We start from the raw sequence: 23,677 nt of genomic DNA, 5'->3' as shown, positions 1-23,677 counted from the left end.
AAAAAAAGCTATTTGTTTAACTTTTATACTTAAACAAATAGCTTTTTAATTATTATATATAATTTATTTACTATATTAATTTATAGTTTTTCTTATAATCTTAATTTATTTATATATTAATTTTAAATTTTACAATATTGAATTTTCAGATAAACTCTTATATCTTTGGTATCTTTCTTTAGCATTTTCTTCTGTCTTTTGGAATAACTCTTCTGCTAATTCTGGGAAAGCTTTTGCTAATGATGAGTATCTTACTTCTCCCATTAAGAAATCTCTAAGACTTGAACTAGGCTCTTTCGAATCTAATGCAAAAGTATTCTTTCCTTGTATCTTTAAATCAGGATTATATCTGTATAAATGCCAATATCCAGAATCTACAGCTCTCTTTTCTTCATAAGGAGTATTTCCCATTCCAATCTTTATTCCATGACTTATGCAAGTTGAATATGCTATTATCAATGATGGTCCATTATAGGCCTCAGCTTCCGCTATAGCCTTAAGGGTTTGATTTAAATTAGCACCCATACATACTTGAGCTACATATACATAGCCATAAGTCATAGCCATTAATCCTAAATCTTTCTTCTTTGTTCTCTTTCCTGTTGCAGCAAATTTTGCTACTGCTGCTTCTGGAGTTGATTTTGATGATTGACCACCTGTATTTGAATAAATTTCTGTATCAAACACAAGGACATTAACATTTTCACCTGATGATAATACATGATCTAAACCACCATAGCCTATGTCGTAAGCCCATCCATCTCCACCAAATATCCATTGAGATCTATTTACAAAGAATTCTTTATCTTTTAATATTTCTTTTGCAATTTCAGAGTTATCCTCTTCTAAAACTCTTCTTAAGTTATCTGCCCTTTGTCTTGTTCCATCTCCAGTATCTTTATGATCTAACCAATCCTTTAATACAATCTTTGTATCTTCTGACATTTCACCTTCTAATGCTATTTTAATGTTATCTGCAACTCTATCTCTAATTGTTCTAACACCTAAGTACATTCCTAATCCATATTCTGCATTATCTTCAAATAAGGAGTTTCCCCAAGCTGGTCCATGCCCATTATAATTAGCTGTATAAGCAGTTGATGCTCCTGATGCTGCCCAAATTGATGAACAACCTGTTGCATTTGCAATCATCATTCTGTCTCCAAATAACTGAGTAACTAGCTTAGCATATGCAGTTTCTCCACAACCTGCACACGCTCCTGAAAACTCAAGTAAAGGTTGTTCAAATTGGCTTCCTTTAACTGTATTTTTATTCATAGGATTCTCTTTTGGCGTAACTGATTCAATTGCATAATTCCATGCTTCTATTTGCTCACTTTGACTATCCATAGGCTTCATAACTAGTGCTTTCCCAGGTGCTGGACAAATTTGAGCACAGTTTCCGCATCCAGTACAATCTAAAGGAGTTATTCCTATTGTATAAAAATATTCTTCTTTTCCCTTTATACCATTTGCTTTTACGCTTTTATAACTACTTGGTGCATTTTTTATTTCGTTAGATGTAGCTAAAAACGGTCTAATAACAGCATGTGGGCAGACAAATGAACACTGATTACATTGAATACAGTTTTCTTGTATCCATTCTGGCACATTAACTGCAATTCCTCTTTTCTCAAAAGCTGTAGTACCAGCCATAAATGTTCCATCTTCTGCTCCTGAATCAACAAAACTTGAAACAGGTAAATGATTACCTTCTAATTTATTTATTGGAATACAAATTTCTTCAACAAATTTTGGAACATTCATTTTTTCATCTAGTTTATCATCTTCAGCATTTATCCAATCTTCTTTTGGATTTATTTTAACTAATGATTCTATTCCTCTATCTATTGCCTCAAAGTTCATATTTATAACTTTTTCACCTTTTTTACCATAGGAAGTAACTACAGCTTCTTTTAAATACTTAACAGCATCTTCAGGAGGTATAATATTTGCTAATTTAAAGAAAGCTGCTTGCATTATCATATTTATTCTTCCACCAAGTCCTATTTGTTGAGCTATTTTTATTGCATTTATAGTATAAAACTCTATATTATTTTCTACTATATACCTTTTAATACTTGCTGGTAATTTCTTATCTAATTCTTCTTCACTCCAAATTGTATTTAAAACAAATATTCCATTTTTTCTTAATCCCTTTGCTACATTATAAGTATAAACATAAGATTGATTATGACATGCCACAAAATCAGCTTGATCTATTTCATAATGTGATTTTATTGGAGTTTTACCAAATCTTAAATGAGAAATTGTTATTCCACCTGATTTTTTAGAATCATAAGCAAAATAACCCTGTGCATACATATCTGTATGATCACCAATTATTTTTATTGCACTTTTATTTGCCCCTACAGTTCCATCTGATCCTAATCCCCAGAATTTACAAGCTCTTATTCCTTCTGGTGTGGCATCAATTTCTTCTTTTGGTGAAATAGATAAATTAGTAACATCATCTTCTATACCAATAGTAAATCTATTTTTAGGTTTATCTTGAGCTAAATTTTCGTAAACAGCAACAATATGTGATGGATATGGATCCTTTGAGCCAAGCCCAAATCTTCCTCCATATACTTTAGGTGGATTATCCATTTCAGATACAGCTCTAACGATATCTAAATATAATGGTTCACCAATTGATCCTGGTTCCTTTGTTCTATCAAGAACTGCAATTTTTTTAACGGTTTTTGGCATAACTTTTAATAGCTTTTCTATTGAAAATGGTCTATAAAGTCTTACCTTTATAAGTCCTACCTTTTCTCCTTTTGCTCTTAAATAATCTATAGTTTCTTCTATAACTTCCATTACAGATCCCATTGCTACAATAATTCTATCTGCATCTTTATCTCCATAATAGTCAAAGCAATGATATTCTCTTCCCGTTAATTTTGTTATTTTTGACATATATTCTTCAACAATTTCTGGAATATCATCATAATATTTATTTAATGATTCAGTTAATTGAAAATATGTATCTGGATTTTGTGATGTTCCTCTTACAACGGGATGATCTGGATTCATGGAATTTTTTCTAAAGTCACTAAGTGCTCTATAATCAATTAATTCAGCTAATTCTTCATATTCTAAAACTTCTATTTTTTGTATTTCATGAGATATTCTAAATCCATCAAAGAAATTAACAAATGGCATTCTTGCTTTAATTGCTGTTAAATGCGCAACTGGTGCTAAGTCCATAACTTCTTGTACTGAACCTTCTGAAAGCATAGCAAAACCTGCTTGTCTTGTAGCCATAACATCTTGATGATCGCCGAAAATACTTAATGATGATGTAGCAAGAGCTCTCGCTGCTACATGAATAACTGCTGGTAACCTTTCACCTACCATTTTATACATATTAGGTATCATTAATAATAATCCTTGAGATGCTGTAAAAGTTGTAGTTAATGCTCCTGCTTGCAAAGATCCATGTACAGCACCTGCTGCTCCTGCTTCTGATTGCATTTCTACTATTCTAACCGGCTTCCCAAAGATATTTTTTCTTCCTTGAGCAACCCATTCATCCATATGTTCTGCCATAGGTGAAGATGGAGTTATTGGAAAAATTGCACTTACTTCTGTAAATGCATATGAAATATGTGCTGCAGCTGTATTCCCATCCATTGTTTTTGTCTTTCTCATATCTATTCTTATGCCTCCTTTGTAAAATTAAAAATTATTTCATTTTATATAATTAACTTATAATACTCTAAGTATTTGCATAGACATACTCTATTATTCAATCAATAAAAATATCTATTAAATTACTATACCAAAATTTTCATTATTTTTAAAGTTAATTGATTATAATTATCATACTCAAATATAATTAAATAAAAAAAAACAAGCATAATAACTCCGCTTGTTCTTTTTATTATATATGAATATCTTTACCATCTTGTTGATTTCTTCATCTCAATTACTAATATATGTGATTTTGTATTAGCCTTAATTAAAATATTCTCTTCTACTACTTCTAATCCATCTCTTTCATCTAATTCCACATCATTTATTATAGAACTTCCTTCTATTTGAACTAAATAAGCTTGTCTTCCAGATTCTACTGAAAAATCTATTTCTTTTCCCTCATCTAATTCTACCACATAAAAGTTTGCATCTTGATTTATTTTAATTGGTGCATCACCATCTTTGCTTGATACTATATTAAGCCATTTGTTTTTTCTATCTTCTGCATTAAATCTGTAATCTCCATAAGCTGGCTTATAATCTTTTTTATCTGGAACAACCCATATTTGTAATAGCCTTGTTATGCTATCCCCTAAATTATGTTCACTATGATATACTCCTGTACCAGCACTCATATATTGAACATGGCCTCTTGAAATAGTATTTTTATTTCCCATTGTATCTCCATGAGTTAATTCTCCATCAACTACATAAGATACAATTTCCATGTCTTTATGGGGATGTAAATCAAAACCTGTTTTACCTTCTATTAAATCATCATTTATAACTCTTAATACTCCAAAATTCATGTTATCTATATTAAAATATTCTGCAAAGGAAAAATGAAATGTACTCTTTAGCCATCCTAAATTACTTTTTCCCATATTTTTATGATCTAATTTTCTTAACATAATAATTTTCTCCTTTCATTAATAATTACTATTTACTTAAACATTTAAAATTCACTATATTACGATATTATAATTAGTAGATATATATATCCTTAACATATATCTACTTAATGAAAATACAAGAAATTTTTTATTCTATTTTACTATCTTTACTCTATCTTCTATCGGCATAAATTCTTTTTCTCCTGCCGGTGCAACACCTTTACCAAAAGGCATTTGTGCAATCATCTTCCAGCCGCTTGGAATATTAAATTCTTTTTTAACTTCTTCTTCTATTAATTCAGTATAATGTTGTAATGTTGCTCCAAGACCTTCTATAGATAAAGCAGTCCAAATAGCAAATTGTAACATTCCTGAAGTTTGCTGTGCCCAAACTGGGAAATTATCTTTATATAATTCAAATTGCTTTTGCAATGATTCAACTACATTGAAATCTTCAAAATATAATACTGTTCCATATCCTGCTTTAAATGAATTTATCTTTTCTTCAGTAGAAGAGAAATTATTTGCTGGAACTATTTTTCTTAAAGTCTCCATTGTAATATCCCATAGCTTATTATGATTTTCCCCAAATAATACAACTACTCTTGAACCTTGTGAATTAAATGCAGATGGGACATGCTTTACTGCTTCTTCTACTACTTCTTGAATTCTTTCATCTGATACTGGTGACTCCTTGCTTATTGCATATATGCTTCTTCTTTCCTTTATAGCATTATAAAAATCTTTATTCATATTAAATCATTCTCCTATCATATTTTTAATTTTTCTAAATTTTAATATTAATATATACATCTTATATATTATTTAATTAGTCACTTTAATACTTTTCTTAATTGAATCAAATTATCTAGTAATTCTTTTTTAGTTTTCTCATCTAAATTGATGAATAAACTATCCAAAAACCCCTTATGTTTTGGGAATATATGTGCAATAAAATCCTTTCCCTTTTCTGTTAAAGAAACGTAAAATATTCGTTTATCCTTCTCACATTTTCTACGAATAACAAGCTCTTTCTTTTCTAACTTATTTATTACATAGGTTATTGTTCCACTTGTAACTAAAATTTTCTCAGCTACTTTTTGTACAGGTTGATCTCCTTTGTGGTATAGCATTTCTAAAACACCAAATTCACTAATATTTAATCCAAACTCTTGTACATTTTTTTCTATTTCAAAAAATAAATCATCATAAGTTCTAGCCATTGCAATTACTAATTTTAAATTTATATCACTCATAATTTCACCTACATTATCTTGATTTCAAGATAATTATATATCTAAAATATCTTTAAGTCAAGATAATTTTTGATATTAATTATCAATCCCCTTCCCCCTCTGTATTTATACAATTTTTCAATATAATCCTCTATTCTCTCTCCATATTAATAAAATTATTCTTAATTATTAATTCAAATTCTTTAATAGTATAAAATAATAAGTTTTACACAAAATAAAATTGGAGGTGTAGTAATATGGAAATAACATTAACACAAAAGGAAAGATTATTACTTGAAGACCAAAAAAGCCATGAACAAATTTGCATAGAGAAATATATAAATTATGCAAATCAAGCACAAGACCCTCAATTAAAGCAAATATTTAATTTACATGCTCAAGATGAAAGAACTCATCTTGATAGCATTAATCAATTATTAAGTGGTAAAATCCCTCAAATGGGTCAACAACAAAACCAAAACTCAAGTCAGAATATGACTAATCAAAATTCAGTTTCTACTATGAATAATACACAGTCAAATGTAGGAAATGTATCAGATGCTGATATGTGTAAAGACTTAATAATGACAGAAAAATATGTTTCAGGAACTTATGATACTACAATTTTCGAATTTAGAGATACTAGGGTTCGTGATGTATTAAACCATATACAAAAAGAAGAACAAAAACATGGGGAGACCATATTTCAATATATGGAAAGCAAAGGGATGTATACTCCTCAATAATGGTATATAATATAAAAAAGCTATACATCTATTTTAATTAAGATGTATAGCTTTTTATTTCATATCGCTGACCTTTTCCTATTATTTTATACTTATTACTAGCTCTTAACAAAAGGTAGGTAAACTTATGAATAACTTTAAAATAAAATTAAAAGCTTTAATAAAAAATTTTGTATTCATTCAATAAGTCTCTTTGAATAATTATTTTATATGTGGAAAAATAAACTTTATAGAAAATCCTTCATTTATAACCGAATCAATTTCTATACCTATTTTCATTAAGTCACAATATTTCTTAACTAAATATAGCCCTATTCCTGTTGATTTCTTTACATTATTATAATTTCCTGTAAACCCTTTATCAAAAATAAATGGTATATCTTGTTTTTCTACACCAACTCCATTATCTTTAATTTCAAGATACACTTTCTCATTTTCTTTGCATATTCCTGATTTTATACAAATATATTTTTCTTTATCTTTTGAATATTTTAAAGCATTTTCTATAACTTGAGATAAAATAAATTTCATAGTTCTTTCATCTGTAACTACACTTTTATTTTCAATTTCAATTTCTAAATTCACATTATTTTCTTTAATTAAGCTATTTAAATCCATTATTACATCGCTTGTAATTTCATTAATATTACTTTTTTTAAGTTGAAAATTTATATGTGAAGATTGAAGTCTTGCATAATATAAAATAAGGTCTAAATTAGAACTAATTCTATGAATGATATGGCTAAATCTAGCATGCACTAAAGACGACATTTCATCCTTTCTATTTTCAAGTAATAAGGTTCCTAAATGAATTGGAGTTTTTATCTCATGAATCCAGCCATCTATTAAATCTTCATACTCCAAATATCTTTCTTCATTTTCTTTTATAGATTTTTCTAAGCTTCTTAATCTATCCCCAATATTTTTTATTGTATTTATATAATTTTCATTAAAAATATTTAAGAGCTTTCCTTCATTTTCTTCACTTGGTTCATATAAAAACTTTTCAAAATAAACCTTTTGTTTATTTATTTTATTTCCCTCAAAAAGTAATCCAATTAAAATAACTATTAAAGTAAAAAGAATCATTACACCAACTAGGATTTTAAAGTTCTTTGGAGAAACTAGCCATATCATAAAAATAAAAAATAAGTTTGTTAATATTAAAAGAAAAATCCATATTTCTGATTCTATAAAACTTTCCTTAAATTTATTCTTCATTTAATTCCTCCATTTTATATCCAATCCCTCTAATCGTTGTAATTATATTATCTAATTTAATTTTAGATAAACTTTTTCGTAGTCTTGTCATATTAACCTGAAGAATATTTTCATCAACAAACTCTTTTGTTCCCCAAAGCTCAATGAATAACTCTTCCTTTTTTACTATATTAGGATAATTAATCATAAGAGCTCGAAGTATTTTTCCTTCATTCTCTGGAAGTATTATAGAATTATCTACGTATTTAGCTTCATAAATTCTCTCATCTAAAATCAAATTACCAACAGAAATAATATTCATAATTTTTCCATACATCTTAATTATTTTTTCTGCTCTTGCAATTATCCTATCTGGGTGACAAGGTTTAGTTAAATAATCATCTGCACCTAAATCTAATGCATTTAATTCATCTTTCACTTGATTTCTAGATGTAAGTATAAGAACTGGAAAAGATGTTCTTTGCTTTACTGATTTACATATTTCAAACCCAGACATTCCTGGTAAATTCAAATCTAAAACTATTAAATCTGGATTAGATTTTTTTATATCTTCTAAAGTATTATTAAAATTTGTTATGCTTTCTACTACATATCCTCTCTTTTCAAAAATACTTTCAAGTTCTTCTCTAATATATAAATCATCTTCTATTATTAGCACCTTTTCCAAGTAACTTACCCCCTATTGAATGAATTTAATGAATTTATTTCTTTATAACTTGTTTTATCAATTATTTTTATATAAATTAATTCTACTATCAGTAACATAATAATTATAACAGAAGCTATTGGTCCAATATATACCAAAAGTTTTTTACTTTCCTCATTTAAAAAACTATTAAACATTGCCCATATTCCAAATATTGAACTTATTAAGGATACTCCTATAACTAATCCAAAGAATATTCTTATTTGTGCTTTTGCAGATTTAAATACTTCTGATTTTTCTGCTCCTAAATTTAATAAAGTTTTATATCTACTTTTAGTAGAGGTAAATTGAATTAAAAACTTAATTCCAATCATTGTATTTCCTATGATTAAAAAGATAATTCCTAGATATAAAGTTAAATAACTACCTGTTACAATATAAAACAGATTTCTTCCCATCCCTTGCAGATAACTCTCATATTGTAATCCACTTACAGATAAAATTTCATTTACTTCACTTATAGCTTGCATTAACCCCTTCTCTTCAACCAAATTATTATTTATATTTAAATTCCAAATAGAAGGCTCCGCATTTCCTATAAGACGCTTATATAAATCCGCTGAAACAATAAGAGCATTTGAAAGAGTTATAGTTCTATCAGCTACAATATTATCTATATAATACTCATTAGCTAAATCATATTTTTCACCTTGAATCATAATATATGGATTGCCTTTTAAAACTTCATTTATAAAATCTTCTGAGTAAAATCCTGCATTAGAATAAAATGCAACTTCATTATTTTCTAAAACAACTTCTTCCTTTCCTGATGCTTTTCTCATATTATTAAAAGATTCTAAAGAAATTAGATAAGGATAATTATCAGGTGTTAAATACTGCAATATTGAATACTTACTCTTAGATTCTGGCATTTTTTCTATTTCTTTTCTAAATCCTTCCCAAGAAAATTCTAATGCTTTGCTATCATCCGAATGAAGTGATGTTCTCATGTTTTCTAAATAAACAGAATAATAATTTTCTACATAAGAATTTAAATCTAAAGAATTTATAGTTTCCTTAACTTCCTCTTCAGAAGCTGTTATTGAAAAATCTACTGTTCTATTAGTATTATCTTGCCTTGATATAGCTACAGATGAACCAAAAGCAATACATATCATTGATAACAAAACTAGTAAAGAAGAAAAGGCTAAAGTATTTGATTCAAAAAATATATTTTCTTGAATTTGTCTCATTGTAAATGTGAATAATCCACTAGATTTCTCTGACTTTTTATTTAATCCATTTCCAATTAAAGTACTAATTCCTTTAAAGAACATAAAAGTCCCAGTAATTCCTGTAACTAAAACTATAAGAGCAACAACTAAATTTAAAGATTTTAAAAGTAAAATAGCAACTAAGTAAGCTATTACTAATAAAATGCTTCCTATAATTAAATAAATCCATCTAGATTTTTCAGAGGAAATAACTTGTTTTTTAGAACTATCCTTCTTTATTAAATCAAGGGGTTCTTTCTTAGCTATAGATATACTTAATAAAAGCATAGCTATAATTTGTACTAACAAAAACCCTATAAAAGTTCCTATAATTCCCATATATGAAAATTTGAATTGATGTCCTATAATACCTATTCCAATTATCTTTATAGTAGCTAAACTTATTAGTTCAGTTAAAAATAAAGCTATTGGTATTCCTATTAAAAGAGAAATTAAACTATTGTATATTGTTTCACCCATAAGCAATCCAAATATTTTTCCTCTTCTCATACCTAACATTTGATACATTCCAAACTCTCTTTTTCTTCTTTCTAAATGATATCTACTAGAAAAATATATTAAGAAAAATAGGAAAAATAAAGATACTACATATACAAGCTTAATTAAAATCATTAACTTTTGAATTGCATCACTCTCCATAGTTTTTAAAAAGCTAATTACATCTTGATCTTCTAAAGAAAGTAAAACATAAAAAGATACTATAGCTACAATTAAAGAACCAAAATACAATCCATTTTCTTTTCTACTCTTTTTTGCATTTTTTAAAATATGCTTAAAGAACATTTGCACTTCCTCCTCCTAATTGAGCCATTACCATCAAAATCCTTTCATAGAAGTCCTCTTGACTCTCTTTTTCTTTATTTCTTCTAAGTTCATGAAAAATAACTCCATCTTGTATAAATAAAATTCTTGAACAAAAACTTGCTGCATTAGCATCATGAGTAACCATTAAAATAGTTGATTCATTTTCTTTATTTATAAGTTCAAGCTTACTCATTAGTGATTTAGCATTTTTAGAATCCAAAGCTCCTGTTGGCTCATCAGCTAATACAATTTCAGGATTAGTAATTAAAGCTCTAGCTGCTGCAACCCTTTGTTTTTGTCCTCCTGACATTTCATTTGGATATTTATTCAAAACAGATTCAATATCTAATTGACTAACTATTTTTAATAACTTTTCCTTCGCTACTTCATAACTAATATTGTGAATAGACAAAGGTAAAATAATATTCTCTCTGGCTGTTAAATTATCTAATAGCTCGAAATCTTGAAATAAATAACCAATTTTATTTCCTCTAAAATCAGCTAATTTACTTCCCTTAAAAGAACAAATATCTTCTCCATTTAATAAAACCTCACCAGAAGTAGGCTTTAACATAGTTGAAATACAATTAAGCAAAGTTGTTTTGCCAGATCCACTTGCTCCCATTATTCCTAAAAACTCACCCTTTAAAACATCAAAAGTAATTCCCCTTAAAGCTTCAGTCTTGCTTTCATTACTTCCATATACCTTCTTAATATTTTCAACCTTTAATAATTTATCATTAATATTCATTTATTTTCCCTCCCACTCTTCTTATATATAATTCTAATAAAGAGTAGTTTAAATTTAAACTTACACTTAGTGTAAGGTTCTAGTTTTAAAGCAAAAACCATAAAAAAACTAGAGAATAATCTCTAGTCTTTATATTTTTCTAAAATTTGAAGTCCTTTATTTGTTAAGGTTGAGCTCTTTAAAGAATAGGAATCAGATAATATTATTCCTCTCTTTATATAGTCATTATCATATAAATATCTTAATAATTGCCTAAATTCATACTCTTGCATAGCATATAATTTTTCACCATTATCTAAAGTTTTATTGTTTATTTCTTTTAATAAGCTATATAAAATTTTCATCCCCCCCTTTACAAATTTAGTAAAATGTTATAGTGTGTTGCTACTATACATTAAACAAAAATATTTTTCAATTTAATTATTATAACTATTTTCATACTTATTTGTGATATGGTTCTCCTTATCACAAATAAGTGATAGTTTTATATTATTTAGCTCTAAGGATTAAAAGTGTTAGGTTTTCCCACTCTCCTTGTATATATCCCAAAATCCTACTGCCCATACCTTAAAGTTAATATTTTGAAGCATTCTATATTTACCAAACCGGTCTTAACTTCGATGGCAATTTACCTCCACTCGCTTCATAAACTAATTTAGTTAAATCTTCTTTAATCATTTGCATTCGCTCGGTACCTATATTCTCACTCCAACGTTGCTCAATTTCATTTAATATCTCATCTTTTACCTTCATTACTGCGGAGCCTCGTTCCGTCAAAACAATAATTTTTCCTCTCTTATCAGTAGGGTGAGTTTTGCGTATTACATAATTATTTTTTTCAAGATAATCTATTATTTTACTCACAGCTTGCTTTGTAATTCCTAAATACTCAGCTAATTCTATACCTGTTGCCCCATCAGGGCTGATACAACTAAAAATAAAACCATGTACAGGTCTAATATCTTCAAATCCCAATTCCATCAATCTGTCATGTAATTCGTTAATAGCTGTACTAAAAGATAATAAAAAAAGTGATGTAAGATCTAATCCACTAAATATTTGATGATTCATACATAAAACCTCCTTAAAAGTCAATTAAGTTGACTTTTTCTTATTTTTATTATACTATATTCAATATAGTCAATCAAATTGACTATATTACTTTTGCTATGAAAGAACTAGACTAACTTTAAATGATTCATATAGCAACGTAATATGAATTAACAGGAGGAAAAGAAAATGACAACAGTTTTATTTGTAAAAGCAAATAATCGTCCTGCAGATCAGGCGGTTAGTGTAAAATTATATGAGGCTTTTTTAGCCAGCTATAAAGAATCACATCCAGAGGATACAGTGGTAGAACTTGATTTATACAATGAAGAATTACCATATGTAGGAGTAGATATGATTAACGGTACTTTTAAGGCTAGCAGAGGACTTGAGTTAACAGAAAATGAAGCAAAAGTAGTTGCTGTTGCTGATAAATATTTAAATCAATTCCTTGCGGCTGATAAAGTTATATTTGGGTTCCCACTATGGAATTTAACAATTCCAGCGGTACTACATACATATATTGACTACTTAAACCGTGCTGGAAAAACATTCAAATATACGCCTGAAGGTCCAGTAGGTCTTATTTCTGATAAGAAAATTGTATTATTAAACGCAAGTGGTGGTGTATATTCTAAAGGGCCAACAGCTGAAATGGAAATGGCAGTTAGATATGTATCAAACATGATGGGCTTCTTTGGAGTAAAAGATATAGAGACAGTAGTAATTGAAGGACACAACCAATCACCTGATAAAGCAGAAGAAATTATTTCTTCTGGACTTAACAAAGCTATTAAACTAGCAAGTACATTCTAAGTAAGAAAATACTTGTCAATCTCTATAGCAGTACTAATACTTTTATAAAGTATGTACTGCCTTTTTATTTGCTTACCATGCTATTTGGGAGTAATAATAACCCAATTACTGTGAGCTTTTCATTTTCAATTTATTAAAATAAAAGAAAGCGAGGTTTCAATATAATGGAACGTTTATGGACAAAAAGCTATATAAAGCTGACAATCACAGCACTACTGCTATTTAGTGGTTTTTATTTACTAATGCCAACACTACCTATGTTTATTAAAGAATTAGGTGGAAGTGAATCTCAGGTTGGATTTATTATTGGAGTATTTACAATTTCTGCAGTAATTATTCGTCCTCTTATTGGAGGATTAATGGATAAATATGGCCGACGAGTATTTATAATAAGTGGGCTATTATTTTTTGCAATTACAATGTATTTTTATAATTTAGTGATAGGAATTGTTTTCTTAGTGATTTTACGTATCCTACATGGAGTTAGTTGGGCAATGGCTACTACTTCTATAGGAACAGCTGTAACTGATGTTATTCCAGAATCCCGTCGTGGAGAAGGAATGGGATGGTATGGACTTTCAATGACTTTAGGTATGGCCCTTGGACCAATACTAGGCCTTTGGGTAGCAGAATCATTTTCATTCAATTATCTGTTTGTACTATGTACAATATTAGCACTTATTGCATTTATTCTTGCATTTAGTACAAAAATCCCAGTAATTGAACATACACATAAAAGTAAAATATCATTTTTTGGAAAAGAGTTTTTACCAATGGCTGTCGTTACATTTTTCCTATCAATAACTTTTGGTGGAATTACAACATTTTTACCATTGTTTGCAGCAAAAATTCAAGTTAATGCTGGTACATTTTTCTTAGTCTATGCTGTCACACTAGCATTAATTAGACCAATTACCGGAAAAATATCTGATAAATATGGAGAAGATGTAATTATTATTCCTGCACTTTTCACTCTAATTATCGCACTATTAGTCTTACCATTCACAAATGGAATTGTTGGACTAGTTATTACAGCTATTTTATACGGAATTGGATTTGGATCAGCACAACCTGCTCTTCAAGTAGCTATTCTAAGATTAGCTAAACCTGAAAAAATAGGAGTAGCTAATGCCACATTTTTTACTGCCTTTGATTTAGGAATTGGGTTTGGATCTATTATTCTAGGACTTGTTTTACAACTTATAGGATATAAACTGTTATTTATTGTTTGTGCTACATCCGGTTTTATCAGTCTATTAATTTTTATTTTCTTTGTAAAAAAGACATTAAAATAGTTACGGTTCATTATTTATAATTCTAAAATAATAACCCTCGACAATACATTTCTGTACTTTCGAGGGTTTCATGGTAAAGGTAAAGTAATTATCTTTTATTTTCTATGATATTTGATATAATACCTTGACATCTTCCACAACCTGTACCTGCTTTAGTAACTTCTCCAACTTTTTCAACAGTATCTGCTCCATTTTTTACTGCTTCTACAACTGTATCTATTGATACAGATTTACATTTGCATACGGTTTTTATAAGAACTTCTACTTCTTTAAGCTCTTCTTCATTTTCAATAACTATATCAGATATTTTTTTAAGTTCTTCAACAGTTCTAGCTCCTTGTACTTGAGCTTTTCTAACTTGTAAGTATTTACTCATTTCTAGTGTCATATATATTTCTCCTCATGTTTAAATTTATTGTTTAATATATTAATTCCATAATCTCATTATGTAACAATATATTTTAATGCTATATAATATACTTAACATTAATATTTTATAAATATTAATATTATAATCAACTTAATTGACTATATTATATATAATACAATATAATTCACATGAGGTCAACTTAATTGACTTTATTTAAGAAGGTGTTATGTATGAATCTTTCTTTGATTTTGCTTTCTCATATTATTTATTTTTAATTTCATAACTTGAATTATCTACCGTCCCTAACACTATCAACTTTTTCTGATATATCTTCTTATAATTAAAACTTCTGTTAAATAAAAATTTTTTTAAAACTATGCTTAAATTTATATACATTCTCCATATCTAAATATGCTTTATTATCTCTCGTAACTATTAATACGCCTTCTCTAATTAGTATTTTAGTAGTACGTGAGTATTTAATTTTTAACTCATTGTAATCTATAGCTTTTTCTTCGGATACCGCATTAGCCTTTATAAACTTATTGATACATATATTTTGTTTTAATGTAATAGTTTCAGCTCCAAATGCCATTTTACTTCTCCTTTTAAATTATATTGCTATTGATTCTTCAAATAACTGAATTAATGAATTTTCTTGAACTTTAATATCATAAAATTTTATATCTTTATTAATTAAAAAACTTATTATCTCGTAGAGTTGACTCTCATATTCAAAACTAATAGTTTTATCATTTATAAAAAATAGAGAATAGATATAATGAAATTAGAGAAAGCATCCATTTACCTTGGATGCTTTCTCTAATTTCATTATAATAATTCATAATTTAAACATAAAGGAACATTATAATTCTCATTTGTTATAAGTTCCGCATCTATATTATAAATATCTTTTAATACTTTCTTATTCATTATTAAATTTGGCTTATCTTTATAAAGTATTTCTCCATCCTTCATTGCTACAATAAAATCAGAATACTTTGCTGCATGATTTATATCATGTAAAACCATAACTATTGTACATTGATGTCTTTCATTTAGGTTTTTTACAATATTAAGCACCTCAAGTTGATGAGACATATCTAAAAAAGTAGTTGGTTCATCTAATAATAATATATCTGTTTCTTGAGCCAATGCCATAGCTAACCAAACTCTTTGTCTTTGCCCTCCTGACAAATCAGATAATTCTCTATCTCTAAAATCAATAGTATTTGTTACTTTTAGTGCCCATTCAATTTTATCTTTATCTTTACTAGATAATTTATTTATATTAGTTCTATGAGGATATCTTCCATAAGAAACTAACTCTTCAACTTTTAACTGAGAAGGCGCAGTAGGATTTTGAGATAATATAGCTAATTTTTCTGCTATTTCTTTACTATTCATATCATTCATATTTTTATCTAGAAGAAATATTTCTCCTTTTTCTTTTTTAAGTATCCTACCTATGCTTTTTAAAAGAGTTGATTTCCCACATCCATTAGAACCAATAATACTAGTTATTTTTCCTTTTTCAAGACTAAGGTTTAACTCTTCTATTATTATTTTTTTATCATATCCTATTTTTAAATCCTTTATATTAATAGCATTTTTCATATCTTACCTCTTATGATTTGTATAATAAATATATAAAATAAGGAATTCCGATTATAGATATCACTATTCCTACAGCTAATTCTGATGGTGCAAAAACAGTTTTAGCAATAAAATCTGATAATATTAAAAGAAAAACTCCAACTAAAGCAGTTACTGGCATAAGTTTTCTATGCTTTATACCTACTAATTGCCTAGCTATGTGAGGTGCCATTAACCCAATGAATCCAATATTTCCAGCAACACACACACAAGAACTAATTAGCCCAACACATGCAAATAATAATTTTCTTTTTTCTTTCTCTAAATTTATACCTAAACTAACTATACTACTTTCTTCTAATTGAAAATAATCTAGTAAATGAACTTTCTTATAAAGATAGATTCCTAAAATTATTATCCAAGGAAGCATCATATAAATAAAGCTCCAATTTGCATTATATATGGATCCTGCTTGCCAAATAGCTGCAAACTCAAAATCTGAAGCATTCATTTTCATAGAAAAAAGCATTGAAACAGCTGAAAATCCACTGTTTACTGCTATACCAGTTAAGATAAGTCTTTGCATATCCATCTTACTATTATTTCTTGAAAATAATAGTATTAATATTGCTGCTAAAATACCACCTATGAACCCAAATATAGGCATAGCTAAGACACTAAAAAAATTACTTCCATCAGATGCTGATGAATTAAAATTAACAAAATACATATATATAATTACTGCTGCACTTGCACCAGAATTTATTCCTAATATTCCTGGATCAGCTAATTCATTTTTTGTAATTCCTTGAAGAAAAAGACCAGCTATTGATAATCCTATTCCGATTAATACAGATATAATTATTCTTGGAAGTCTAAATTCAAATACTACTAACCTGAATTTTTCATTATCATTTAAATTAAATAGTGTTTCAAATACTTCAATTACACTTATATTAAACATCCCATTAGTTAAATGTAAATAAAAAGCAAATAATATTAGCAAGAGTAGTGCTATTATCACAAAAGAATATTTAAGCTTTTTCTTATGCATTTTTTGAACCTCCCTTAGTTTTTATCATATATAAAAAGAAAGGCACTCCTATAATAGCTGTTACAGTTCCAATAGGTGTTTCAAATGGATATTCTATGTATCTACTTAATAAATCACATAATCCTAAAAAGAAAGCTCCTCCAATTAAGGAATAGAAAATAATATATTTATAATCATGTCCTACTAAAAGTCTTATTATATTAGGTATTACTAACCCAACAAAAGCAATCTTTCCAACTAATGCAACAGAAGTAGATGTAAGTAGTACTACTGATCCCATAGATAAATATTTCACTATATTTGTTCTTTGCCCTAAGCTAATAGCTATATCTTCTCCTAGTGAGCTTATAGTAATATCCCTAGCTATTATTATTGCTATTAAAATTCCAATAACGCCTATTGGAATTATCATTTTTAATAAATCATTATTTACAGTATGAACTTTTGTATTATACCAAGCTGAAATAGTTTGAGACACTTGAAAATACATTGCAATGGTAGATCCTAAACTACTTAAAAAACTACCTACTATTGTTCCTATAATGGCAAGCCTAACAGGTGATAGACCATTTTTTATTGATGAACCTATTCCTAATACTAATAAGGCTCCAAATATAGATCCGATTATTGAAACTAAAATTAAACTTCCATTTGAAAGCCCTGGATAAAAAACCATAGCTATAGTAATAAAAAAAGCTGATCCATCATTTACTCCCATTAATGAAGGAGAGGCTAAATAATTCCTTGTTATTCCTTGCATAATTGCTCCAGCAACTGCTAAAAATCCTCCAACAACTAATACAGCAATGGCTCTTGGTAACCTATTATTCTTTATTATTAAATGATCTACATTATTTTCATCAAATTCAAATATAGCATCATAAACCACTTCTTTTGGTATATCTTTAGTTCCCATCCTAACAGATAAAATAGTCACGCTAATTATTCCTACTATACATATTATAAATATTAATAAAAACTTTTTATTAAAACCCTTCATATTTGTCCCCTTAAAAAATTATCCAGTCATAATTATATGACTGGCATAATTTTGTTATTTTAATAAATTATCTACAACTGCATCCAGGAACCTAACTTTTGACCAAGCTGTTCCTCCTTGAGCTAAAGGATCAATAGTATTAACAAATACTTTATTATTTTTAGAAGCTTCTATACCTTTAAATATAGGATTTTCTAATAACTCACTTAAAGCTTTAGGTGCATCTGAATTCTCTGAATCATCAAATTGTAGAAAAATTGCATCTGGATTCATTTCTGCTAAAGTCTCTAAAGTTAATTCAGCTTGTGCTTTTGCCTGAGTAACTACTTCGGGAACCTTTAAACCTAAATCATTATATAAAACTGGATTTAAATATACATCTGCCGGATATACATACATTAATCCACGTCTAATCCTAATAACTAAAACATCTTTATCTTTATATTCATTTGAAAGTTTTTCTTTAGTCTTTGAAGCCTTTTCTTCATAACCTGAAATTATTTTATTACCTTCTTCAACTTTACCTGTTATTTCTGCTAATGCTAAAAGATTATCTTTCCAGTTAGCTGATATGTGTGAATATGGCAATGTTACTGCTATCTTATTTAATTTAGTCATCGTTTCCTCTCCAAATTTTGAAGTTCCCACAATAACATCAGGATTTAAGCCTAAGATAACTTCTGAATTAGGATTCATTTTATCTCCTATTAAAGTTGCATCTTTAAAGTCTTCTTCTAAATATTTAGGTACCTTGCCAGCAACATCTAATACTCCTACTGCTTCAACCCCTAAAGTTGCTGCATCTTCCATTCCTTCTAAGCTTGCAAGAACTACATTCTCAACCCTTTTATCAAAAGAATATTCTTTACCTAAATAATTTATTGTAAATGCTGTATCTTTATTTTCTGCATCATTTTTTTCTGAAGAACCTTTTGCAGTACAAGCAGTTAAGCTTACTAATAAAACTGTTGATAATAATAATGTTAAATATTTTTTCATAGCAATCCCCCATCGTTATTGATAATCATTTTCAATTCATAATTATTTTAGCAAAATCTAATGAAATGTAAAATGGACTTTCGGGATATTTTTTTGTACTTTTGCCGAATCTACTTCTTAATTATTATACTTGTAACAACATTATTATTAATCTCTCTATATTTTCTAGGGCATATTCCTACATTTTTTTTAAAAGTTTTACTAAAATAAAAACAATCATTATATCCAGTCATATCAGCTATCTCAGAAATTGTATAAGAAGAAAATTTTAATAATCTTTTAGCTTCTTTTAATCTATATTCTGTTAAGTATTTTACAGGCGACAATCCTGTAACCTCTTTAAAAACATCACTAAACCTTCTTCTATCTATTTCTAAAATATCTGATATCTCACTTACTGTTATTAATTTATTAAAATTTTTATTTATATATTCAACTCCCTTATTTACTAGCTTTAATTTATTACTATATTGTGACACTCTTACATTCTTTATTAGTGAATTTATTAAATTTATAAAATCTACTTTACAGGAAAATTTTGAGTAGTTATCTGGACTTAATGATTTATCAGTAATAGTTTCACAATACTTTAGTAAAGACAGCCTGTCCTCAATTTCTAAATAAAAAGATTCTTTTTCTATGTTTTCGAACTTTTCTGTAGTCAAAATATTTTTATAATGAACTACGTAGTATTCTATACCTAAATCCTCTGTTTCAACTTTTATATTCATATTTGATCCACAGTGCAGTATTGTATTTTTATTTAAACTATATTTTTTATCATTTACAGAAAATGAACATTCTCCTCGTATAGGTATTACTATTCCACATAAATTTTTTGCAGTTTTTCTATTAATATCTTTTTCTTTAGGCGGTAAACTGCTCTTAAAAATATCAACAAACTCCATAGAATTTTCAGAAAAATATTCAATTAACCAATTAATACTTCGTTTCATAATCGTTGACCTTTTCCTTTTGTTATTTTATACTTATTACTAAATCTTAGCACAAGGGGGTAAATTTATGAATAATTTTAAGATAAAATCGAATTATACTAATAGCTTTTATGATATTAATTTCTATATTCCGGAAGAATCAGAAACTGATAATTTACCGTTAATAATAGTCCTAGACGGTGGAAATTGTTTTGAAATAGTAAAATCTTGTGTAAAACAACAAGGTCCAGTACACGTTAAAACTGGAGTTAAACCTTCAATAGTTGTAGGTATATCTCATCAAGAATTTGAAAAAAAAGAAAAAAGATTTTTAGACTTTACAGCTCCAGCAGAAGAATACTTCATAGATGAAAAAAGAAAATTTATGATACCTGATAATCTTGGAGGTAGTGAGAATTTTAATTCTTTTATAGAAAAAGAACTTCTACCAATAATTGAACCTAATATTAACTTCGATAAAAATAATATTACTATAATTGGTCATTCTTTAAGTGGTTATTATGTATTATGGAATTTATTAAAAGGATCAAATATATATAAAAATATAATTTCTTTTAGTCCTTCAGTGTGGTGGAATGACTATGAACTTTTAAGCTTCCCTAACCTAGAAAATAGCGAAAAGAATATATTTATAGGTGTTGGAGAAAAAGAAGGTTATATGGTTGACGGAGCTCAAAAAATATACAATAAAATTAAAAGCTTTAATAATAACTGTGATATCTATATTGCACCAGAAGAAAATCATGGTTCTGTAGTAGTTACTAGTATAAGTAGGGCTCTTAGATATATTTTTTCACTTTAATAAAAAAACTGCACACTCATCCACTAATGTTGAGAGTGTGCAGCCTTATATTATACTTATTACTAAATTTCTTTAGACAGCTTTTCTAAATCATCTATTATAACTTTTACTAAATCTAATTTTCCTTTAGCATAATCTTTATCATCTAGCCAATCCATTCCTAATTCTAATGCTTTTTCAGTTTCTTTGTATTCATTTAATAAAGTATTAATTAATTCTTGACTCATAATTATTTATCTCCTTTATAATAAATTTATTCAACAGTAACTGATTTTGCTAAGTTACGAGGTTTATCTACGTCACAGCCCTTTTGCTTAGCCATATAATATGATATTAATTGAAGTGGAACTACTGATAATACTGGTGTTAATAAAGAGTTTGTCTTTGGAATGTATATTACATCATTACAAACTTCTTTAGCATCATCATCTCCTTCATTTGCTATTGCTAAAACTCTTGCCCCTCTTGTAATTACTTCTCTGATGTTGCTTATCATCTTATCTTTTAATCTGTCTTCTGTTAATAAAGCTATTACTGGAGTTCCTTTTTCTATTAATGCTATTGGACCATGCTTTAATTCTCCACCAGCATAAGCTTCTGAATGAATATATGATATTTCTTTTAATTTTAAAGATCCTTCTAATGCTACTGCATAATCTAATCCTCTTCCTAAGAAGAAAAGATCTTTATCCATATAATTTTTTGAAGCAAACTTTTGAAGTTCATCTTTTCTTTCTATTATTTCTTTTACCTTTTCTGGTAAGTTTAATAACTCTTCTTTAATACTTTCTGATAAATCATTATTTAATGTTCCCTTAACTTCTCCAAAGTATATTCCTAAAATATACATAGCTATTAATTGCGTTTCATAAGCCTTTGTTGAAGCAACTGCTATTTCTGGACCAGCCCAAGTATAAACAACATGATTAGCTTCTCTTGAGACTGAACTTCCAACAACATTTGTAACTGCAAGAACCTTTGCTCCTATTTTCTTAGCATCTCTAAGAACTGCTAATGTGTCAGCTGTTTCTCCTGATTGACTTACAACTATTAATAATGATTTTTCTGTTATTAATGGATCTCTATATCTAAATTCTGAAGCTATATCAACTTCAACTGGTATTTTAGCTAATTTTTCTATAATAGTTTTTCCAACTAAACCTGCATGGTAAGCTGTTCCACATGCTACTATAAATACTCTATCAAAAGCTTCAAGTTCTTCTTTTGTAAGATTTATATTCTCTAATTGTATAGGTGAATTCTTTAAAACTCTTGATGTTAATGTATCTTTTATTGCCTTTGGTTGTTCATGGATTTCTTTTAACATGAAATCTTCATATCCACCTTTTTCAGCTGCATCAACATCCCAAGTAACATGGTAAATTTCTTTATTTATAGCTTCTCCATCTTCTGTTTTTATTTCTATTCCATCTCTATTTATTATTACAAACTCTTTGTCCTCTAATAAATAAATATCTCTGGTATGGTTAAGAACTGCAGGTATATCTGAAGCTATAAAGAATTCTTCTTTACCTAATCCAACTATTAATGGACTGTCTTTTCTAACTGCAATTAGTTTATCAGGTTCATTTTTGCAGATAACACCTATAGCATAGCTTCCTTCCATTTTAGTTGTTGCCTTTGTTACAGCTTCAAATAAATCACCTTTGTAATAGTAATCTATTAAATTAGGAATAACTTCTGTATCAGTTTCTGAATAAAATTCATATCCCTTTGTTTTAAGCCATTCTCTTAATCTCATATAATTCTCTATTATTCCATTATGAACAACACTTATTGTTACATTCTCATTTGTATGAGGATGTGAATTTATATCAGACGGTTCTCCATGAGTCGCCCATCTTGTATGTCCTATTCCTATAGTTCCATTTAAAGGACTCTGCTTTAAATTATCGTCTAAATTCTTTAAACGTCCTTTAAACTTTCTTACTTTAATATCTCCATCTTCTAATATAGCTACGCCTGCTGAGTCATATCCTCTATATTCAAGTTTTGATAATCCTTCAACTAATATTTCAGATGCTTGTTTCTTTCCTACAAATCCAACTATTCCACACATATATTTTCTTCCTTCCTTTTCTTCAACTGTATTTTTAATTATTAATGCTAATAAAGAATTTACTTCTTTATTGAAGGTTTTAACACCAAGCTAATGTTGTCCTGCAAATCACTTTACAGTTTTATTAGCTGTTAACGGTAGTGTGCATACCGTGGGGCACCCGCCGAAGTATCGATACTCCCCAACCTCGTCAACTTAAGTGAGCCTCCAAATTTTACATTTGGCAAGGTGAACTTACTCCTTGGAATGAATATGAGAAGGAGTTTCCTTTTTCCCTTTAAATCTAAAATATTATTAAATCTATTTTAAACAGGAAACTCAACTCCTTTTAGTCGTTGAGTAAGTTCCACCAACCAAATCGTAGAT

General features: G+C 28.0%; 23 protein-coding genes. 4 read left to right on the top strand and 19 right to left on the bottom strand.

Annotation, left to right across the window (positions count from 1 at the left end; genetic code table 11):
* Nucleotides 1-129 precede the first annotated feature (129 nt).
* The 4 genes from nifJ to ACH36K_RS03645 all read right to left on the bottom strand — a co-directional run bounded on the left by nifJ (nt 130) and on the right by ACH36K_RS03645 (nt 5,851).
* Nucleotides 130-3,657, bottom strand: a complete 3,528-nt coding sequence (gene nifJ, locus ACH36K_RS03660) for a pyruvate:ferredoxin (flavodoxin) oxidoreductase (RefSeq protein ID WP_411169606.1) — start codon at nt 3,655-3,657, stop codon at nt 130-132.
* Between the two features lie 248 nt (nt 3,658-3,905).
* Entirely contained in the window at nt 3,906-4,613 is a 708-nt protein-coding gene (locus ACH36K_RS03655; protein ID WP_411169605.1) for a pirin family protein, read from the bottom strand.
* Nucleotides 4,614-4,748: 135 nt separating this feature from the next.
* The gene (locus tag ACH36K_RS03650; protein WP_411169604.1) at nt 4,749-5,348 is read right to left on the bottom strand and encodes a nitroreductase family protein; all 600 of its coding nucleotides are present in this window, start codon (nt 5,346-5,348) and stop codon (nt 4,749-4,751) included.
* 80 nt (nt 5,349-5,428) lie between these two features.
* Complete coding sequence (locus tag ACH36K_RS03645; RefSeq protein ID WP_411169603.1) at nt 5,429-5,851, bottom strand: MarR family winged helix-turn-helix transcriptional regulator; 423 nt, start codon at nt 5,849-5,851, stop codon at nt 5,429-5,431.
* 236 nt (nt 5,852-6,087) lie between these two features.
* Here ACH36K_RS03645 and ACH36K_RS03640 point away from each other — a divergent pair, with 236 nt between their 5' ends.
* Nucleotides 6,088-6,576 carry a spore coat protein gene (locus ACH36K_RS03640; RefSeq protein WP_411169602.1) on the top strand — a complete coding sequence of 163 codons (489 nt, stop codon included), beginning with the start codon at nt 6,088-6,090 and terminating at the stop codon, nt 6,574-6,576.
* Between the two features lie 201 nt (nt 6,577-6,777).
* Here the strand turns inward: ACH36K_RS03640 and ACH36K_RS03635 are convergent, their stop codons facing one another.
* The 6 genes from ACH36K_RS03635 to ACH36K_RS03610 form a co-directional block, all read right to left on the bottom strand.
* Nucleotides 6,778-7,797 carry a sensor histidine kinase gene (locus tag ACH36K_RS03635; protein ID WP_411169601.1) on the bottom strand — a complete coding sequence of 340 codons (1,020 nt, stop codon included), beginning with the start codon at nt 7,795-7,797 and terminating at the stop codon, nt 6,778-6,780.
* Nucleotides 7,787-8,455 carry a response regulator transcription factor gene (locus ACH36K_RS03630; protein WP_411170649.1) on the bottom strand — a complete coding sequence of 223 codons (669 nt, stop codon included), beginning with the start codon at nt 8,453-8,455 and terminating at the stop codon, nt 7,787-7,789. The genes ACH36K_RS03635 and ACH36K_RS03630 overlap by 11 nt, the downstream gene beginning before the upstream one ends.
* A gap of 14 nt (nt 8,456-8,469) precedes the next feature.
* The gene (locus ACH36K_RS03625; protein WP_411169600.1) at nt 8,470-10,521 is read right to left on the bottom strand and encodes an FtsX-like permease family protein; all 2,052 of its coding nucleotides are present in this window, start codon (nt 10,519-10,521) and stop codon (nt 8,470-8,472) included.
* Nucleotides 10,511-11,293 carry an ABC transporter ATP-binding protein gene (locus tag ACH36K_RS03620; protein WP_411169599.1) on the bottom strand — a complete coding sequence of 261 codons (783 nt, stop codon included), beginning with the start codon at nt 11,291-11,293 and terminating at the stop codon, nt 10,511-10,513. The genes ACH36K_RS03625 and ACH36K_RS03620 overlap by 11 nt, the downstream gene beginning before the upstream one ends.
* A 122-nt stretch (nt 11,294-11,415) precedes the next feature.
* On the bottom strand, nt 11,416-11,637 hold the full coding sequence (locus tag ACH36K_RS03615; protein ID WP_411169598.1) for a hypothetical protein: 222 nt from the start codon (nt 11,635-11,637) through the stop codon (nt 11,416-11,418).
* 253 nt (nt 11,638-11,890) lie between these two features.
* Nucleotides 11,891-12,364 (bottom strand): MarR family winged helix-turn-helix transcriptional regulator, encoded by a 474-nt coding sequence (locus ACH36K_RS03610; protein ID WP_411169597.1) that lies wholly within the window; start codon nt 12,362-12,364, stop codon nt 11,891-11,893.
* A gap of 168 nt (nt 12,365-12,532) precedes the next feature.
* Between ACH36K_RS03610 and ACH36K_RS03605 the strand changes: the two genes are divergently transcribed.
* Together ACH36K_RS03605 and ACH36K_RS03600 are read left to right on the top strand one after the other, a co-directional pair.
* A complete protein-coding gene (locus tag ACH36K_RS03605) occupies nt 12,533-13,159 on the top strand; it encodes an FMN-dependent NADH-azoreductase (protein WP_411169596.1) in 627 nt (208 codons plus the stop codon).
* 164 nt (nt 13,160-13,323) lie between these two features.
* Nucleotides 13,324-14,454, top strand: a complete 1,131-nt coding sequence (locus ACH36K_RS03600; protein ID WP_411169595.1) for an MFS transporter — start codon at nt 13,324-13,326, stop codon at nt 14,452-14,454.
* A gap of 88 nt (nt 14,455-14,542) precedes the next feature.
* Here the strand turns inward: ACH36K_RS03600 and ACH36K_RS03595 are convergent, their stop codons facing one another.
* The 7 genes from ACH36K_RS03595 to ACH36K_RS03565 form a co-directional block, all read right to left on the bottom strand.
* Nucleotides 14,543-14,842 carry a (2Fe-2S)-binding protein gene (locus ACH36K_RS03595; protein WP_411169594.1) on the bottom strand — a complete coding sequence of 100 codons (300 nt, stop codon included), beginning with the start codon at nt 14,840-14,842 and terminating at the stop codon, nt 14,543-14,545.
* A gap of 334 nt (nt 14,843-15,176) precedes the next feature.
* A complete protein-coding gene (locus ACH36K_RS03590; protein ID WP_411169593.1) occupies nt 15,177-15,419 on the bottom strand; it encodes a hypothetical protein in 243 nt (80 codons plus the stop codon).
* A gap of 236 nt (nt 15,420-15,655) precedes the next feature.
* Complete coding sequence (locus tag ACH36K_RS03585; protein ID WP_411169592.1) at nt 15,656-16,441, bottom strand: ABC transporter ATP-binding protein; 786 nt, start codon at nt 16,439-16,441, stop codon at nt 15,656-15,658.
* A gap of 10 nt (nt 16,442-16,451) precedes the next feature.
* On the bottom strand, nt 16,452-17,474 hold the full coding sequence (locus tag ACH36K_RS03580; protein ID WP_411169591.1) for a FecCD family ABC transporter permease: 1,023 nt from the start codon (nt 17,472-17,474) through the stop codon (nt 16,452-16,454).
* Nucleotides 17,467-18,474, bottom strand: a complete 1,008-nt coding sequence (locus tag ACH36K_RS03575; RefSeq protein WP_411169590.1) for a FecCD family ABC transporter permease — start codon at nt 18,472-18,474, stop codon at nt 17,467-17,469. Before ACH36K_RS03575 ends, ACH36K_RS03580 begins: the two co-directional genes overlap by 8 nt.
* Before the next feature lie 54 nt (nt 18,475-18,528).
* Nucleotides 18,529-19,473 (bottom strand): ABC transporter substrate-binding protein, encoded by a 945-nt coding sequence (locus ACH36K_RS03570; protein ID WP_411169589.1) that lies wholly within the window; start codon nt 19,471-19,473, stop codon nt 18,529-18,531.
* Between the two features lie 110 nt (nt 19,474-19,583).
* Complete coding sequence (locus ACH36K_RS03565; protein WP_411169588.1) at nt 19,584-20,429, bottom strand: helix-turn-helix domain-containing protein; 846 nt, start codon at nt 20,427-20,429, stop codon at nt 19,584-19,586.
* A 67-nt stretch (nt 20,430-20,496) separates the two neighbouring features.
* Here ACH36K_RS03565 and ACH36K_RS03560 point away from each other — a divergent pair, with 67 nt between their 5' ends.
* Nucleotides 20,497-21,231: an alpha/beta hydrolase gene (locus tag ACH36K_RS03560; protein WP_411169587.1), complete on the top strand. Its 735-nt coding sequence runs from the start codon at nt 20,497-20,499 to the stop codon at nt 21,229-21,231.
* Nucleotides 21,232-21,293: 62 nt separating this feature from the next.
* Here the strand turns inward: ACH36K_RS03560 and ACH36K_RS03555 are convergent, their stop codons facing one another.
* Nucleotides 21,294-21,458 (bottom strand): hypothetical protein, encoded by a 165-nt coding sequence (locus tag ACH36K_RS03555; RefSeq protein ID WP_322379274.1) that lies wholly within the window; start codon nt 21,456-21,458, stop codon nt 21,294-21,296.
* Nucleotides 21,459-21,484: 26 nt separating this feature from the next.
* Nucleotides 21,485-23,311, bottom strand: a complete 1,827-nt coding sequence (gene glmS / locus ACH36K_RS03550; protein ID WP_411169586.1) for a glutamine--fructose-6-phosphate transaminase (isomerizing) — start codon at nt 23,309-23,311, stop codon at nt 21,485-21,487.
* Nucleotides 23,312-23,677: the final 366 nt, after the last annotated feature.

Origin of the sequence: Clostridium sp. MB05 (assembly GCF_046581255.1) — a bacterium.
Lineage (GTDB): Bacteria > Bacillota > Clostridia > Clostridiales > Clostridiaceae > Clostridium.
The sequence above is the reverse complement of the archived record's forward strand: the minus strand, read 5'-3'. Positions and strand labels throughout refer to the sequence as shown.

Coding starts and splice junctions, on each gene's coding strand:
- ACH36K_RS03560 (WP_411169587.1), top strand. CDS start 20,497: ATGAATAATTTTAAGATAAAATCGAATTATACTAATAGCTTTTATGAT.
- ACH36K_RS03595 (WP_411169594.1), bottom strand. CDS start 14,842: ATGACACTAGAAATGAGTAAATACTTACAAGTTAGAAAAGCTCAAGTA.
- ACH36K_RS03580 (WP_411169591.1), bottom strand. CDS start 17,474: ATGCATAAGAAAAAGCTTAAATATTCTTTTGTGATAATAGCACTACTC.
- ACH36K_RS03555 (WP_322379274.1), bottom strand. CDS start 21,458: ATGAGTCAAGAATTAATTAATACTTTATTAAATGAATACAAAGAAACT.
- nifJ (WP_411169606.1), bottom strand. CDS start 3,657: ATGAGAAAGACAAAAACAATGGATGGGAATACAGCTGCAGCACATATT.
- ACH36K_RS03605 (WP_411169596.1), top strand. CDS start 12,533: ATGACAACAGTTTTATTTGTAAAAGCAAATAATCGTCCTGCAGATCAG.
- ACH36K_RS03565 (WP_411169588.1), bottom strand. CDS start 20,429: ATGAAACGAAGTATTAATTGGTTAATTGAATATTTTTCTGAAAATTCT.
- ACH36K_RS03640 (WP_411169602.1), top strand. CDS start 6,088: ATGGAAATAACATTAACACAAAAGGAAAGATTATTACTTGAAGACCAA.
- ACH36K_RS03610 (WP_411169597.1), bottom strand. CDS start 12,364: ATGAATCATCAAATATTTAGTGGATTAGATCTTACATCACTTTTTTTA.
- ACH36K_RS03650 (WP_411169604.1), bottom strand. CDS start 5,348: ATGAATAAAGATTTTTATAATGCTATAAAGGAAAGAAGAAGCATATAT.
- glmS (WP_411169586.1), bottom strand. CDS start 23,311: ATGTGTGGAATAGTTGGATTTGTAGGAAAGAAACAAGCATCTGAAATA.
- ACH36K_RS03645 (WP_411169603.1), bottom strand. CDS start 5,851: ATGAGTGATATAAATTTAAAATTAGTAATTGCAATGGCTAGAACTTAT.
- ACH36K_RS03585 (WP_411169592.1), bottom strand. CDS start 16,441: ATGAAAAATGCTATTAATATAAAGGATTTAAAAATAGGATATGATAAA.
- ACH36K_RS03575 (WP_411169590.1), bottom strand. CDS start 18,474: ATGAAGGGTTTTAATAAAAAGTTTTTATTAATATTTATAATATGTATA.
- ACH36K_RS03655 (WP_411169605.1), bottom strand. CDS start 4,613: ATGTTAAGAAAATTAGATCATAAAAATATGGGAAAAAGTAATTTAGGA.
- ACH36K_RS03620 (WP_411169599.1), bottom strand. CDS start 11,293: ATGAATATTAATGATAAATTATTAAAGGTTGAAAATATTAAGAAGGTA.
- ACH36K_RS03600 (WP_411169595.1), top strand. CDS start 13,324: ATGGAACGTTTATGGACAAAAAGCTATATAAAGCTGACAATCACAGCA.
- ACH36K_RS03590 (WP_411169593.1), bottom strand. CDS start 15,419: ATGGCATTTGGAGCTGAAACTATTACATTAAAACAAAATATATGTATC.
- ACH36K_RS03570 (WP_411169589.1), bottom strand. CDS start 19,473: ATGAAAAAATATTTAACATTATTATTATCAACAGTTTTATTAGTAAGC.
- ACH36K_RS03635 (WP_411169601.1), bottom strand. CDS start 7,797: ATGAAGAATAAATTTAAGGAAAGTTTTATAGAATCAGAAATATGGATT.
- ACH36K_RS03625 (WP_411169600.1), bottom strand. CDS start 10,521: ATGTTCTTTAAGCATATTTTAAAAAATGCAAAAAAGAGTAGAAAAGAA.
- ACH36K_RS03615 (WP_411169598.1), bottom strand. CDS start 11,637: ATGAAAATTTTATATAGCTTATTAAAAGAAATAAACAATAAAACTTTA.